The 14,943-nt window shown below is 45.7% G+C and carries 12 protein-coding genes; all 12 read right to left on the bottom strand.

Annotated features, from left to right (window positions below; all coding sequences use genetic code 11):
- Positions 1 to 37: 37 nt before the first annotated feature.
- The 12 genes from BBD42_RS21040 to BBD42_RS20985 all read right to left on the bottom strand — a co-directional run bounded on the left by BBD42_RS21040 (position 38) and on the right by BBD42_RS20985 (position 14,555).
- Positions 38 to 1,459, bottom strand: a complete 1,422-nt coding sequence (locus tag BBD42_RS21040) for a response regulator transcription factor (RefSeq protein ID WP_099519746.1) — start codon at positions 1,457 to 1,459, stop codon at positions 38 to 40.
- Positions 1,452 to 3,206, bottom strand: coding sequence for a sensor histidine kinase (locus BBD42_RS21035; protein ID WP_099519745.1), 1,755 nt, complete (start codon positions 3,204 to 3,206; stop codon positions 1,452 to 1,454). Before BBD42_RS21035 ends, BBD42_RS21040 begins: the two co-directional genes overlap by 8 nt.
- 266 nt (positions 3,207 to 3,472) lie before the next feature.
- Positions 3,473 to 5,260, bottom strand: coding sequence for a type 2 periplasmic-binding domain-containing protein (locus BBD42_RS21030; protein ID WP_216364859.1), 1,788 nt, complete (start codon positions 5,258 to 5,260; stop codon positions 3,473 to 3,475).
- A gap of 108 nt (positions 5,261 to 5,368) precedes the next feature.
- Complete coding sequence (locus tag BBD42_RS21025; RefSeq protein WP_099519744.1) at positions 5,369 to 6,268, bottom strand: carbohydrate ABC transporter permease; 900 nt, start codon at positions 6,266 to 6,268, stop codon at positions 5,369 to 5,371.
- Between the two features lie 27 nt (positions 6,269 to 6,295).
- A complete protein-coding gene (locus BBD42_RS21020; protein ID WP_099519743.1) occupies positions 6,296 to 7,249 on the bottom strand; it encodes an ABC transporter permease in 954 nt (317 codons plus the stop codon).
- Positions 7,250 to 7,526: 277 nt separating this feature from the next.
- On the bottom strand, positions 7,527 to 8,297 hold the full coding sequence (locus tag BBD42_RS21015) for a Cof-type HAD-IIB family hydrolase (protein WP_237163178.1): 771 nt from the start codon (positions 8,295 to 8,297) through the stop codon (positions 7,527 to 7,529).
- Between the two features lie 155 nt (positions 8,298 to 8,452).
- The gene (locus tag BBD42_RS21010; protein WP_099519741.1) at positions 8,453 to 9,643 is read right to left on the bottom strand and encodes an MFS transporter; all 1,191 of its coding nucleotides are present in this window, start codon (positions 9,641 to 9,643) and stop codon (positions 8,453 to 8,455) included.
- Between the two features lie 185 nt (positions 9,644 to 9,828).
- Entirely contained in the window at positions 9,829 to 10,485 is a 657-nt protein-coding gene (pyrE, locus tag BBD42_RS21005; protein ID WP_237163177.1) for an orotate phosphoribosyltransferase, read from the bottom strand.
- 21 nt (positions 10,486 to 10,506) lie between these two features.
- Positions 10,507 to 11,526, bottom strand: a complete 1,020-nt coding sequence (locus BBD42_RS21000) for a cysteine synthase family protein (protein WP_099519740.1) — start codon at positions 11,524 to 11,526, stop codon at positions 10,507 to 10,509.
- A gap of 4 nt (positions 11,527 to 11,530) precedes the next feature.
- Positions 11,531 to 12,694: a M24 family metallopeptidase gene (locus tag BBD42_RS20995; RefSeq protein WP_237163176.1), complete on the bottom strand. Its 1,164-nt coding sequence runs from the start codon at positions 12,692 to 12,694 to the stop codon at positions 11,531 to 11,533.
- Between the two features lie 48 nt (positions 12,695 to 12,742).
- Entirely contained in the window at positions 12,743 to 13,123 is a 381-nt protein-coding gene (locus tag BBD42_RS20990; protein WP_099519738.1) for an NUDIX hydrolase, read from the bottom strand.
- The gene (locus tag BBD42_RS20985; RefSeq protein WP_237163175.1) at positions 13,110 to 14,555 is read right to left on the bottom strand and encodes a 4-hydroxyphenylacetate 3-hydroxylase family protein; all 1,446 of its coding nucleotides are present in this window, start codon (positions 14,553 to 14,555) and stop codon (positions 13,110 to 13,112) included. The genes BBD42_RS20990 and BBD42_RS20985 overlap by 14 nt, the downstream gene beginning before the upstream one ends.
- Positions 14,556 to 14,943 lie beyond the last annotated feature (388 nt).

Raw genomic sequence — 14,943 nt, 5'->3', positions numbered from 1 at the left:
ATTGCCGCCGGCTCAACCGCCGCTTGCCCTTTGTATGCTAATAATATCCGCCCATACGCACTCGCTCGGCACGGAACTCGCTAGGCAGGCTGCCTACCAGCTCGCGGAACAGCTTGCTGAAATATTTATCATCCTCAAAGCCTACAGCGCAAGCAATTTCGTAGACGGGCATTTCTGTCGTGAGCAGCAGTTCTTTCGCACGCTCCATTCTTATGCCGCGAAGCATAACGCCAAAGGGCATCCCGGCAAAACGGGCGAAGCAGCCGCTAAAATAGCTCCGGCTCATTTTTACATAATCCGCCACATCAACCTGATTAAGCTTGCCGGCCGCTTCACGGCGAATATAGACCGTTGCACGCAGCATGCACTGAAACACCTCTTTGGAAAGCGACAGCGCTAGCATTCTGCGCTGGGCATAATCCGAGAAGCGGCGCAGCCAGCTTTTAAAGTCCTGCCAGCAACGCGAACGCCCTAGCTCCGCGCGAAGCCCTTCCGCCTCACTTGGCTGCATGAGCAGTGCGGCCCAGCTTTGGCATAAGCTTTGCCCCCATTGCATCAGCTGCTCCTCGCTCGCCCGCAGCTGCTCCAAACGGCTTATGAACGTTTCCCATGCAGCGGGATAAAGCGCCCAGCGCAAATCAGCCATATCAGCATCAAGCAGCAGAAGCTGAACCTCCTGGTCAGTGGATGCCGCAAACTGCTGAAGCTCGCCAAAGCTCATTTGAATTCTGTCCTGCTGGCCGGACGCCTTATAAAACATTACGGCAGCAAAGCGCTCCTCCAGCAAACGCTTCACATCAGCCAGCTCCTTCTCTTGCAGCCCCGTAACGACAGCATAATGAAATCGGCCCTTTAACAGCTGGGCCAGCTCGCGCTGCCATTCGGAGTCCGGGGTAAGATGCGGCAGCGGGATCAACCATAGCCCTTTCAGCTCAAGCAGCGTAAAATTTTTCAAGACTGGCAGCCGGCACAGCTCCTCTTTCCCTGCCCCTTCCTCTAGCGGATAACACACCAGCGCCGCATCCGCCTTCATCCGCTCCGCTGCGGAGCCCAGCTCCGCCCCCGAGCGAAAGCTGTTTTCCCACTGAAAGCGCTGAACGATTCTTTGCATCACATCATCCGCTTTATCGGGCTCAAGCAGCGTCTTCACAATATAATCAATGGCTCCCAGCCGCAGCGCCTCCTGGACATAATCAAACTCATGATGGCAGGTCAGCACGACGCTGCGAATGGTGGGAAAGCGCTGCTTAATTTGCTCGATCAGCTCAAAGCCGGATAACTGCGGCATCGTAATATCGGTGAATACGAGATCAACCTCCGTTTGCTCCAATAGCTCCAGCGCTGCTTTTCCATCCCCCGCCTCGCCAACGATCGAAATGCCGAACATCGACCAGTCGAACAACGAAATAAAGCCTTTGCGCACCAAACGCTCATCATCGACTACAATCGCTTTAATCATCGAACTCCTCCTTCGCTTTACGCGGAATCACGATGGTTACTACCGTTCCTTGCCCCAGCTCGCTCTCAATGCGAAACTGCATCTGCCCATTATAAAATTGCCGCAGCATCCGGTTCACATAGGACAGCCCAATGCCAAGCCCGCGCTTCGCCTTGCTGTCGTCACCAGACAGCAGCTTTGCAATCGTCTCCGGCTCAATGCCGGAGCCATTGTCCTCTACCCGCAGCAGCATCTCTGCAAGGCCAACAGGCTCTATCGTAATAACGATGCGCCCAGTACGATCGCTCATTCCATGGTAAATGGCATTTTCGACGAGCGGCTGCAGCAGAAAACGCGGAACCGCAACCTGCAGCACCTCATCGGCAACGTTGAGCTGAAATTCAAATTCATAATCATAACGAATGCGCTGCAGCTCCATATAATTCGTCATCGCTTCAATCTCTTCATCAACGGTTACAATCAAGCTTTGCTTGCCCAAATTATAATGCAGCACCTTGACGAGCAGCGTAACCAGCTTATCAATTTCCTTCTGCCCGTTCATCCGTGCCAGCCACTGTACCGTATTAAGCGTATTATGCAAAAAATGCGGATTAATCTGGCTCAGCAGCTTTTCAATTTCGAATTGCCCTTTTTGCTTTTCCTTGTTGGCAACCTCAGCAATCAAATCATTAATTGTCGTTTTCATATTTTGAAAATTATTAAGCACGAAGTCGAACTCCTCGACATTGGTAAAAGCAACCGGGCTTGTGCGATTTTCCGCCATGCGCACAATTTCTACATTGACCTTGCGCAGCGGCCGATAAATCTGCTTCCAAATGAACAGCGCCAGCAGCAGCGCAAAGACGAGCGTGGAGCAAGCCAGCACGAGCATTTTGCCCAGCCAGGCATACATTTCGCTGTTAAAGGCCGATTTGCTGACGACCGCTATAAGCTGCCAGCCTTGGGCGCTTGGATAACGGAACAAATGATAATCCGCCACTTCCTTATGCAGCTCGGGAAAACCGGCATCTACCGCGTCCCGCACCTGCATCGGCATGCTCTCGTCCTCCATATACGTCATGCTGCCCTGCTCATTGACAAGCACATGAGTAACCTTCATGCCGTAGGTCTGCTGCTGCAAAATGCTGCGAAATAAATTGTAGTTCGTTTCTAAATAAATATACAGCTTATGCTCGCCGCCTACCCGAACGATGCGCTGCTCGGAGAACACCATATTGCTGCTGGAGCTGTACTGCGTTGGATGCGGCCCATAATAATCCGCGCCATTATAATGAATAAACAAAGGCAGCGCTTCGCTGTCAAAGTTCGGATTCATTGCCAAGTTGGAAAACAGCACCGGGTTTTCTTCGCCTGGCATAATGTAAGCGGTCAAGCCCAAATAAGGGTTTGTGAAATTAACGAGATTGATTTTCTGATCAATGGCGGTCATCATTTGGGATTTGCGTGAAATTTGCCGCTCCTGCAAAAATTCAGAAACCTCGTCTACGATTTGGCCATCGAGCGCAAATTGCTTGGAGGCAAAGTCAAGATTGTTGATAGCGTTTTCAAGATTTACCGCCTCTTGACCCAGGCTGGCGCTAATTCCGCTTTGAATTTTGTTGGAGAAGATCGCATAGATGGAGGAATACGTCAGAAAGCCGACCAGAACGAGCGGCAGCAGGCAGCCCAGCATCACATAAAAAATTAAGGTGCGCCGCAAGGAACGGGCCGCAAAGCGGTTATGAAGCACCGGCTGTTGTGCTGACATCGCGGGCTAATCCCTCTCTTTCGGACATGTCGCTGACAGAGCTATATTTTTTACGTTCATTTACTAGAGTTAGAAAATCTTGTTATTATCTTACGATTGGCTTGCCATTTATGCAAGAGGGGAATGAACGCTTTCCGCAATTTTCTTTGCTGCCAAATGCAGGCCCAGTCAATAGCGGATCGCACAGGCTCACGTCTGCCGTAGGACGTAATTAGCCCCGCCAGTTGGCGGGGCTATTAATTATTTGCTGATTGGATTCGATGCCCCTATTGCTTGCGATAGCCGAATACTTTCTTATTTTGCTCAACGTTCCACGCCAGCACGTCATCATAGCCAAGGCCTTTCGCCTTACCCTGCATTTCCTGGCGCAGCTTGTTGAATTCAGCTTCATTTTTTGCAAAAATCATTTTCCACGAAAATTGCTTGATTACCTGAGCCACTTGGCCGCGCTTCTGTTCCAGCTCATCGCTGATGACGGAAGGCGGCGTGCCAGTGAACAGCGGACGCATGATGGCAAGCTGATTATTTTTCTCCAAATAATCTTTAGCCGTCAGAGCGCCACCCATCGCAGCTCTCCAGTCTTGATCAAGCTTCGTTGGCGATTTCTCAAGCGTTGACTGCCATAGATTATAATCGTAAGGCTCGCCATTGTCGGGATTAATATTCGTATTTTTGAAGGTCGTATTGTTCAGCTGGCTCATGCCATCCTTCCACGTGCCTCCGCCAAACTCCTCCGGTACTGCTGTATCATTTGCTGGAAGAGCCTGCTCGCCGAATGCAGTCAGAACCGGCTTGCCATCCTTCAGCTCCCAGTTGAGACCCTCTGGTCCGTTGGAGGAAATCATATTGCCTTCCGGGCTGTACAGCCAATCAATAAGCTCCAGCACGCGATCCGGATACTTCGTTTTTGAGCCAATTGCCCACACGCGGCCGCCGCCATATGGATCGTAGCCGTACGAGAACGTCCGCTCATCCTTGAACGGAACGAGCGCAAAGCCTTTTCCTGCTGCCATATGCTCTGCGGTATTGTACGTATCATCGAGCCATGGGAAGAAGGTGAACAGCAGCTGGCCATCCTTCATTTTGTTCACCACATCCTCAAACTTCTGCGTCATGGAATCCGGGTCAACAAGTCCCATTTGATTGGCGTCAAAATAAAGCTTGAGTCCGCGCATATAATAGCCATCTTCATCCAGCACGCCTTGATATTCGTCCTTGTCGGCCGAAACGAGCGAGAAGCCGCCAGGATTAAAGCCGTCGCCCTCGTCAAAGCCGTGAATGCCTGCCCATGCTTTCGTCAGCACCATCATATTGCCATCCCAATCCGCCCACATCGAGAATGCATAAGTTGGTCGGCCGGATTCGCTTTTCGGCTCCAGCTCCTGCATTTGCTTGAGCACGGGCAAATAATCTTCCATCGAATTGATTTCCGGTCTGCCCAGCTTCTCATACAAGTCCCAGCGCAAATTCGGGTTGTAGGTCAAATCCTTCGCTTCGGACGGGCCCGTTTTGTCGTCGCCAACATCAAAGCCGATGCCGTAGACGCTGGAACCGCCGCCAAAGTTCGCTTTATTTTTCTCAATCGCCTTCGGTGCGTATTTCAAAATATTTTGGCCCTTGCTGTCCAGCAAACCATCCTTCGTCCAATCCACAAGCATGCCTGCTTTGATTGAATCCAAATACTTCTGGCCATCATCGCCGAAAATAACTAAATCGCCAAGGTTGCCTGCCGCCATCATCGTGGCGAATTTGACGTCGCCGCCGCCTTCAAGGTTCGAAGCAATAATGTTCATATTAATATTGAATTTATCTTTAATGACTTTGGCAAACCAGCCCGTCTGTTCGCCCGAGAAATTGGACAGCATCGAGAACACATCAAGCGTAATTTCTTCTTTCTGGCTGTTACCAGCCGTCTCGGTTGCTCCTCCAGCTGATGGTGCCGTGCTGGCCGTATTGCCCGGCCCATTGTTCGTGTTCGATGTACAAGCTGCTGTCGATACGATCAGCATCGTCGTCACTAACAGCAAAGAAAATGGTTTACGAAATGATTTCAATGCAATTGCCTCCCTTTTTTTTCATACTTATGTTTGACCTCCGGCTTCGGCAGGCCACCCCCTTTCAATGTAATCACTCCTAGGGTAAAAAGCATTTTCGACCCGTTCTTAGCCTTTAACAGCGCCAATCATAATGCCTTTGACAAAATACCGCTGGAAAAACGGATATACGAACAAAATCGGAAGGACGACAATCATCGAAACCGTCGTTCGAATGGACGTCGCAGTCTGCTTGTTCGTCAGGTCGATATTGCCTACTGCGCCTTGGGAATTGCGAATAATCGCAGCGAGCGAGGTCGACTCGTTCAAATATTTGTACAGTACAAATTGCAGCGTAAACAGCTTGCTGTTCGTCATCAGGAACACGGTATCGATAAAGGAGTTCCACTGGCTGACCGCTGAAAAAATCGCGATTGTCGCCGCAATCGGCGTAATGAGCGGCATAATGATTTTGGTGAAAATAATGATATAGCCCGCCCCGTCCATTTCCGCCGACTCCTCCAGCACATCCGGTATCGATTCCACGAACGTTTTGACGAGAATGACATAAAACGGCGAAACGACGGCTGGCAAAATATACGCCCAAAAGTTATTCGTCATATTCAGCTTCATCATAATGATGTACCACGGAATGATGCCCGCATTAAAATACATCGTGATGATAACAAAGCGGTACCAGAAGCTTCTGGCCCACATTTTGCGCTTCGTAAATAAATAACCGAGAAAAGCCGAAGCCGCGACGGTGAGCAGCGTGCCAATAATCGTTCTGCCGCCCGACACAAGCGCTGCCTGCGCCAAGCCCTTTAATTGCAGCACCTGAATGTAGTTGTCAAAATGAATCATTTTCGGGTACAAGGTTACAAGTCCCCTGGCGCTGAGATCGTTGCTGCTGATCGTATTAATAAACAGGTAATAAAAGGGAAACAGGCAAAGCAGCGTAAACAAGGTGAAAAATCCATAGTTGCAAATATGGAACAGCCAGTCCCCAAGCCGGCGTTGCGTGTGCATGCGCCTCCTCCTTTCCTCTCGCTTAAGTTAGATGATCGATTCCCCGCGGACGATTTTGGACAGCTGATTAGCGAAAAACAGCAATACAATGCTTATAATCGATTTGAGCATGCTGATCGCCGTTGCAAACGAGAAGTTGAAGCCGAGCATTCCCGTGTTGTACACATACAGGTCAAGCACCTCGATATGATCTTTGTTAATCGCATTTTGGAAGACGAAAAATTGCTCCATGCCGTTGTTAATGAAATTAGCGATGGAAAGCAGCAGCAGGACAAAATATGTCGGCATCAGCCCCGGAACGGTAATATGCCAGATCATCCGGAAACGGCCTGCGCCATCTACCTTTGCCGCATCATATTGCTCCTGGTCAATGGAGGAAATCGCCGCAATATACATAATGGCGCCCCAGCCGAGCCCCTTCCACAAGCCCCATAACGTCATCGCCAGCCAAGTATGGTCGTCCTGCGCCAAATAGTTGACACCCATCTCCTGAAATCCAAGGGCGATCATCCATTTATTGACGACGCCGCTATCTACCGAAAACATCATGAAGGCTATCGAATAAACAAGCACCCAGCTGATGAAATTGGGCAGCGTCGTGAGCACCTGTACCGTTTTCTTATACCAGGTCTTACGAATTTCAGTGAGCATAATCGCAAAAATCACGGGAAACACCGATGTTACAATGCCTAGCGTACTCATCGCCAGCGTATTGCGCATCACCCGCATAACCTCTTGCGTCTGGGTCGGGTTGGAGAATATGGCCTTAAACCATTGCAGGCCGACGAACGGCGTCTCCGATAGCGGAAACCCTGGCCGGTAATTATAGAAGGAATATAACCAGCCGTAGAGCGGAAAGTAGCTAAACAATAAAATCAGCACGAGGAACGGAGAAGCAAATAAAAACAAACGGAATTTGTCCGGTATCAAGCTGCCGCTTCGCCGAGATATCGAGCTTTGCGGACGGATAGCCGCCTTCATGTAATCCCTCCTGTAAAGATGTCGCAACCGCCTGCCGGGGCTCCCCGCTTAGAGTAAGCGCTTACTCAAAATGGATTCACCAGCACCCCGCGGTTGATCTTGCCTTTAGTTTAGCGTGAATAGCGCTTTAGCAGAGAGTGACAGCTGTTTCAGCTAGAGAGAATGTCGTTTGGGATATTCGAACCAAATTCTCCCTGCAGTAAACCAAATTCCTACCTTGCCTGCGGACAAAATAAAAACCACAGGGCGATTTGCACTCCCATGTGGCTTGGACATTTTAAAAACAATATTTTTGCAAGGCGTGGTATACACCATCCTCATTATTTGACAACGTAATATCGTCTGCCAGCAGCTTTAGCTCTTCCGGAGAATTATCCATCGCGATGCCAAGCCCGGCAGATTGCAGCATCGTTATATCATTATAGTAGTTGCCAATTGCTAATATTTCCTCTTTCTGTACCCCTCTCTGCTCGGCTAAGTTTTTCAAGGCATTCCCCTTATCAGCTTGAATATTCAAAACATCAATAAAGGTATCTGCCGATCTAGTAATATTCAGCTCCTGGCTCAAGAGGCTCAAATCGATTTGCAATTGATTTAATTGTTCACTTGTGCCGATACAGGTGAATTTTATTAACGGATCTGCCAGACGGTCAAATTGTGGTAGCGTTCTAGGATGAATATAAAAACTGGCGTATATATCGCCTATTTCTTTACTCATCTGCTCCACTTTATCTACATAAAGGTCAAACGGCGTATTAATATCAAAATGAATTTGGTGTTTTCGGCAATAGCTCATAAAGCTTTCAAGCTGAGGGGCGTTTATCGCATATTGATTAATAATTTGATTATTTCCAAAATCAATCGTAATCGCTCCATTAAACGTGATGCCCACACCATTTATGCCTATGATGTCCGTATAAAATTTTGTGCTTGTCGGCCCTCTGCCGGTACATAATACGACTTCTGAGCCTGACGAGGAAAGCTCCTTAATGATGTTTATACTTTTTTCAGAAATCTTATGTTGATCATTTAATAAGGTGCCGTCCATATCAATTGCGATTAACTTATACATAGCTGAAAAATTACCTCCAGTTAGTCCTTATTTCCATTATGCATATCTCTGGCTTGCCAATGCGCCCTCAAGCTTTCATTTGCGCTTGACCATTATATATAAAAATTTCATAAACTTCCACTATTATTAAATCAGCCTGCATACTTCTCCTTCACCTCGGATTTGGAGGAAATGCTGCCTGAATCCACTTGTTTTCTTAAAGCGAAAAAGCCAATCAAAGCGATCAACACGGACCATGCAGCAAACACATACATATAATTCCCGCCGTAATTTTGCTGAACCGCACCGCCTATGGACCCTCCCAAAATGCCGGATACGCCTAAAAAAATCATAGCCAGCAGCGATTGGGACGTTGTTCTAAACGCTTTAGGCACCACTAAAACCATATAATTTACGGCTGATGCCCAAAATAGGCTGTAGGTTATCGCTTGAAACAACTGCAACGCTAAAATGATATAGGATTCGGTCGTGTACACATAACAAACCCAGCGAATAATATAAAATAAAGACGCCGCAATGATCAGCTTTAAGGGATGGAACCTTTTCAATAGTTTAGCCGACATATAAAAACCTATAATCTCGCTCAAGCCAATGATGGCCCAAGCCCATGAAATCATAGAATCATTTGCGCCGATTTCTTTAAAGTATATGGAGAATAAAGCATCATTCATTCGGTGAGGCACCGCTAAAAACAATAAAAAAATTAAAAAGATAAATATTTTTTTGTTGCCTATTAACTGTACGAGGTCTTTCCAATGAAATCGGCTGCTCTCCTGTCCATCCACTTCATTTAAATTAAATAATATAAGGATAGCGGCAAGCCAAATAGGAAAATAGATTTTAATTAATGCATCTAATCCTCCGATACGTTCAAAATAAGCGCCAAGAAATACAGCGACCACACAAAAGCCGATGGAACCCCACAAGCGGATCGTACTGTATGTACTCTTGAAATTTTCAGCCATTTTCACAGTCAGCGTATCTACCAATGGAATGGCGGAAAGGAAAAACATAAATAAAGAAACGACAAAAACAACCGAAAACAGCTTGCTGCTTATATAAAACAAACCAACCGCGCTCATTCCTGTCAAGCCCCATAAAAGCAATAAAATCCGTTTTATTGCATGCCATTTATCACTAATGTAGCCTACAATGGGCTGAAGAAAAATCGCAAAAAATGGGCCTACCATAAGCAGCAGCCCAACTTGAGCGATGCTAAAGCCTCTCTCTGAAAGCAGTAACGGAAGATAGGGAAGCAAAATGGCGAAGGTCGAAAAAACTAAAAAATTTAAAGCTTTAATTTGCATCATTACTCTGCCCATTGTCAACCTCTATCCTATGCTAGATTGTCATACAGCACATGCGTAAACGGCTTTGCCGTCCTTTGGCGGCAAAGCTTTCGTTTCGAGGGTGGAATATAGAGAAAGGATAACGAAATGATATACTTTCCTATATTAAAAAAAAGAAGCCGATCTTAGGCTGAAAGGACTTCTTTTTCTTTGATTCCTTATTTCCCATACACATTTAGGTATTCCTTGATTTTTGTCACATGGTGCTCTTTATCGGCAGCATCGGACATGTAGGCTACAACATCTGTTATACGAGCTACGACGTGTATGTTTACATTATAGGCTTTGCTCGCTTCCTCCAATGCGGATAATGCCGTTTCGGAGCCTTTCTCTTCTCTATCCAACGCAACTAGAAATGCCGTTAATTGGCCTCCCTCGCTTTCGACGAGCTGCTTCGTCTCTTTAATCGTTCTGCCTGACGTAAGCACATCATCGACCGCTAAAATTTTTTTGCCAGCAAGGGATGCACCTATGATATTTCCGCCCTCGCCGTATTGCTTCTGCAGCTTGCGATTAAAGGCGAAACCAACATTAATGGCATCGTTATTATGCAGGGCCAGTGCTGTAGTTAACGCTATCGGTATCCCTTTATAGGCGGGCCCAAAAATAATATCGAATGGTATCTGTTCCTTCACAATCGTATCTGCATAGAAGCTTCCCAGCCGCGCTAGCATCGCAGAATCATTGAAGGAGCCAAAATTAAAAAAATATGGGCTTAATCTTCCCGATTTCAATGTGAATTCACCAAATTTAATGATGCCATCATCGACTATAAACTTTGCAAATTCCTTACTAATATCTCGCAGCTCGTTCACCTTCCATCTCTAAATTAACGTTTAGGATAAAACATTCGATTTCATTTGTAAGGAATCAAATGTTTTATTTTGAATCATTTGCTGCAGCTCGGAGCGATCAAGCAGCGTTATATTTTTTTCAACAAGCCATTCGTCATCGTAAAACTGGTCCAAATAATTGATGCCCGTATCCGGGATAATCGCAACAGCAGCTTGTGAATCACTATTATTCAGCCAAGCCAAAGCTGCTACTACCGTCAAGCCCCCAGATCCCCCGATTAAAATGCCATGATGCCGGGCAAGCAAGCGGCACATCGATATCGCTTCTTGATCACTGGCAATGCACACCTGATCCAGTACCGAAATATCTGTATTATCGCTTCTCCAGCTCAGTCCTACACCATTAATCAAATAAGGAGAAAACTTTTCTCGGAACACAGCCGAACCCGCTACATCGCAAGCAACAATGTTCACATCCGGCCGCTGCTCTTTCACATATTTCCCAATACCACACAGATGCCCGCCTGTGCTGACTGCGCCAATAATAGAATCTACCGGCAAATCCACGATTTCCAATGCGGTGGTTTGAGAATGATATTGCGGATTTTGCGGATTATCATATTGATTTGTCCAGTAAGCATTAGGAAATTGTTGAAGCAGCTCCTGAACCCGGTTCAGCCTCGCTCGTTGAAAGCCGCCATCCGCCGCTGGTGAAGTGACCATGCTGATTTCCGCCCCATAAGCCTGGTACCACCTCAGCAAGCTTTCGCTTACTTTTGGATCAACAACAATAATGACCCGAAACCCATACACAGCCCCTAGCATAGCCAGAGATTTCCCAAGATTGCCTGAGGTAGATTCTACTAATATACTGTCATGATTTAATTTTCCTGAAGCAAGCGCCGATTTCACTAAACCAAGAGCCGTTCGATCCTTGATGCTAAAATTGGGATTAAAATAATCCAGCTTTAAATATAGGCTTTTGCCCTTAGGAACTAAATCGTCAGCTAGAGCTAGAACCGGCGTATTTCCGATGCATTCCGTAATATTGTTGTATATCATTGCGTCACCCCACAATTTTAATTAAGCTATCGCCCGTAGTCAGTATTTTATTGCCGCTCTGCAGCACGACGATAGGATCTTCAACATGCAAGGCTCCAAGACCAAATTCATAATAAGGAGTCTCTATGGAAAGAACCATCCCTTCTTCAATAACATCCTCGCTTGCCGGGGATAAAATAGGCAGCTCGTACGGCTCTAGGCCAATTCCGTGACCAACATGATGCCTTCTATAGCCTTCAAAGCCTGCTTCATGAACAGCATTCATCGTCAGATGGAACACATCCTTGCCCTTCATCCCCGGCTGAACCCTTTTTATCGCCTCTTGCTGCCCTTTATGCAGCGCATTATATTTCAAGTATTCAGCCTTAAGCTCCTTGTAGGCGAAAACTCTGGCAATATCCGCCCAATAACCATCACATACAATGTCGCAATCGAACCATAAAATATCGCCGGGCATTAGACGGTTGTCAGCACTAGGCTTTCTTTGCCCGCCAACAGCATGTCTGCCCACTTTAATCATTGGCAATGTAGCGATAGCACCTTGCTCTGCAATCGAGCATGAAAAAATTTTGACAATTTCCTGTTCGTTAATGCCCTCATATAGCTGATCAATAACGGTTTTAATCGCGTTCTCGATACAAATAGACGAATAAGCAAGCGCCTCTATTTCAAAGCTTGTTTTAACTGCCCTAACGCTTCGGATCACCGCCGAGCTTTCAACCCATTCAACCTGCGGGAGCTTGCTTTTAATCAACGACCAGCGGCTTCCTCTCATGCCATCCTCATCAATCCCTATTCGTTCATTCGCGAGATTAAGCTTATGGATTAACGAAACAAGACCCTCTTCGGCATTTGAATTTCCATTATCATGATTTGATAAATCGTTCAAGCGCTGCTCGTCTTCGGTTAATGGGGTATCTGCTGTGTATTCCCGATAAAAGGTGCCATAGGTTATGACTTCCCCAATGGGGACTCTCGCATCTAAAATCTGGTCAATCTCACCAACGGAATGCACAATATGAACCTTATCGGGAGCACAGCTTGTAATGACTGCGAAGCATTGTCCAAAATAAGGGTTCAACGTTTTGACTACAGGCTCAAATCCTGTAAAATATTTAATATTTTCTTTGGTAGCCGCAACAATGGCCGACAGATTATGCTCTTTCATTTTTGATAATAATCGCTCCGTATTAAACAGCATCATTCACCTCATGTTTTATTCGAACTCTAATTGCTCAACCAGCATAATAACGGCAGGGGCAAGCAGGCTATGATCGCTTGAGTCCACCCAATCCACTTCACTAATTTCCGAGCACGGCACGATATGTCCAGTCCAGGTTGCTGTATAACAGATGAGCTCAACGTTAGCATCCTCTTTATAAGCAGGCCCTATTACCGTTGTCAAATGTTGGACGCTTTCCCTGTGAACCTCTATATTCAGCTCTTCTTTCAATTCCCTTACTAGAGCTTCCTGCGGGTCCTCTCCTGGCTCTATTTTCCCGCCGGGCAAATACCACCGTTCATTATCCCTAACCCTAACGAGAAGCAGCTTGTTTTTATCCTGTTTTACAAGGCAGGCACAGCTAATCATTGTCATGCAGCAGCACCCTATCTACCATGTTGATCATGTTTTGCTTGTCGTAATTTAAAAAATGTCCTGCGGCAATTCTCATCGGGTCCCCGGCATGGAAAAATTCATAGACTAACTGTCTTTGCCCAAAGCCATCACCGGATGCATCCCAAGCGAGATTTAATAATTTAGTCCGGGATAACGCATCCGTCTCGCCTGTAGTAAGCGCACTCCCCAAGTCGCTTAAATCCGAATTAAGAAAATCCTGATAGTGCGGGGTAGACAACATGGAACCAGCGGCAAGAGATTGCAAAGTTTTAACCATCGTTTCATACATTTTCGGAAAATTATAGCGAATCGCCTGAATCGCGCTTATGCTTGGCGTTATAACTCCTTCCTCGCTTATCGTTGCCTCTGCCTCACTCCATGCGATGCTCGCTTTTACAAGCTCGACATAGGAGGTTAGCTCTCCTAATTTTTCTTGAATATTAATAAACCCATCTAGCTTCAGCATCTTCGCCAGTTGTATGGAAATGCCTGTGAGGAGCTCCGCTTTAGATAAACCTCGCACAATACCTTGATGCCCCGTATGGTTTCTAGCAAAGGTTTTATCGTAGAATAAATTAGATTTCGCAACATCTCTAAACACGAACACCTTGTCCCAAGGAATAAATACTTCGTTTAAAATCAAATAAGCATCAATTTCATCAAAAGCGTTAGCTAGCGGGTGGTCAAAGGAATGATAGGCTGGATTCACCATCGGTTTTCGGCAAATAATTTTCACACCTGGGTAATCGATTGGCAAAGCAAAAGAAACCGCGTAGTCCTCGTCACCCGGCTTTAATCCTGGCATATTAAAAATGAGCAATTCATCTGCAATTGGCGCCAAGGTTACGATCATTTTTGCCCCAGTAACGACGATTCCTTTTTGATCATGGCTTACGATTCTCACAGCTGCATATTCATTGATTTGGGAGCCTAGAGGCAAAGATCGATCAATTTGCGGATTAATAGCTCCATGCCCTACAAATAAGTTATTCTCTTTCACATATTGATAGTAAGCTCTCATATTTTCTGAAAAATTAGCAAACGGATTGCTTCCCAGCTGCTCAGAATGAGCATATAACGTAGCTAAAGCGGCATTGATAAAATCTGGCGTTCTGCCCAACATGCCAAAGGAAATATCCGCTACAGCCTTATAGGATTTTCTTTTCCGCTGCAAATCCTCGATTGTTGAAGGAACTAACAGGCTAATTGCCGCATTGTGGCCGCCATCATTAAAACAATGAATATCGGATTGTTCTTCCTGCAAATCATAATACTTTTCGATACAACCAATTGCGCCTGAAAAAGCAGGGTTTGTCGCCACATCCACTTGAATCCCGTTTAAATAAACAGAATTTCTCCCTTTCATTCTCTTCAAATAAGCACTTTTAGCTGAAAATTCATAGGTTTGCACGTTGTTCAACACCTCTTACATTATTTTTTACCATAAAAATCTTGATAATTAGTTTATAAAAATTCTAAATTAAACATAAAATAAAAAATAGATAATTATAGTAAATTACATATGTAATGGTAATTTAATTTTATGAAAAAGTCTGTCGAAATTAGCTGTCGAATATAGACTTTTTTTGTCGGAATTAGCTTGAGAAATGGTTTGAAACGATAAAAAGCAGCCGCTTCCGTCATGGAAACTGCTGCTTTTTATCTATTTATCGCGAAAACTTAAGCTGTTTTATATGTTATGTAAGCGTTTTATTATTTGTAAATATACGACATTTATATTGATGGCACAGACAAACTTTCCTGTATATAACAGAAGGTCTTTCCGTCAGAGCAGGAGG

It is taken from the genome of Paenibacillus sp. BIHB 4019 (genome assembly GCF_002741035.1).
Classification (GTDB): domain Bacteria; phylum Bacillota; class Bacilli; order Paenibacillales; family Paenibacillaceae; genus Pristimantibacillus.
Note: the sequence above shows the minus strand (reverse complement) of the source record. Positions and strands in the feature narration are given on the sequence as shown.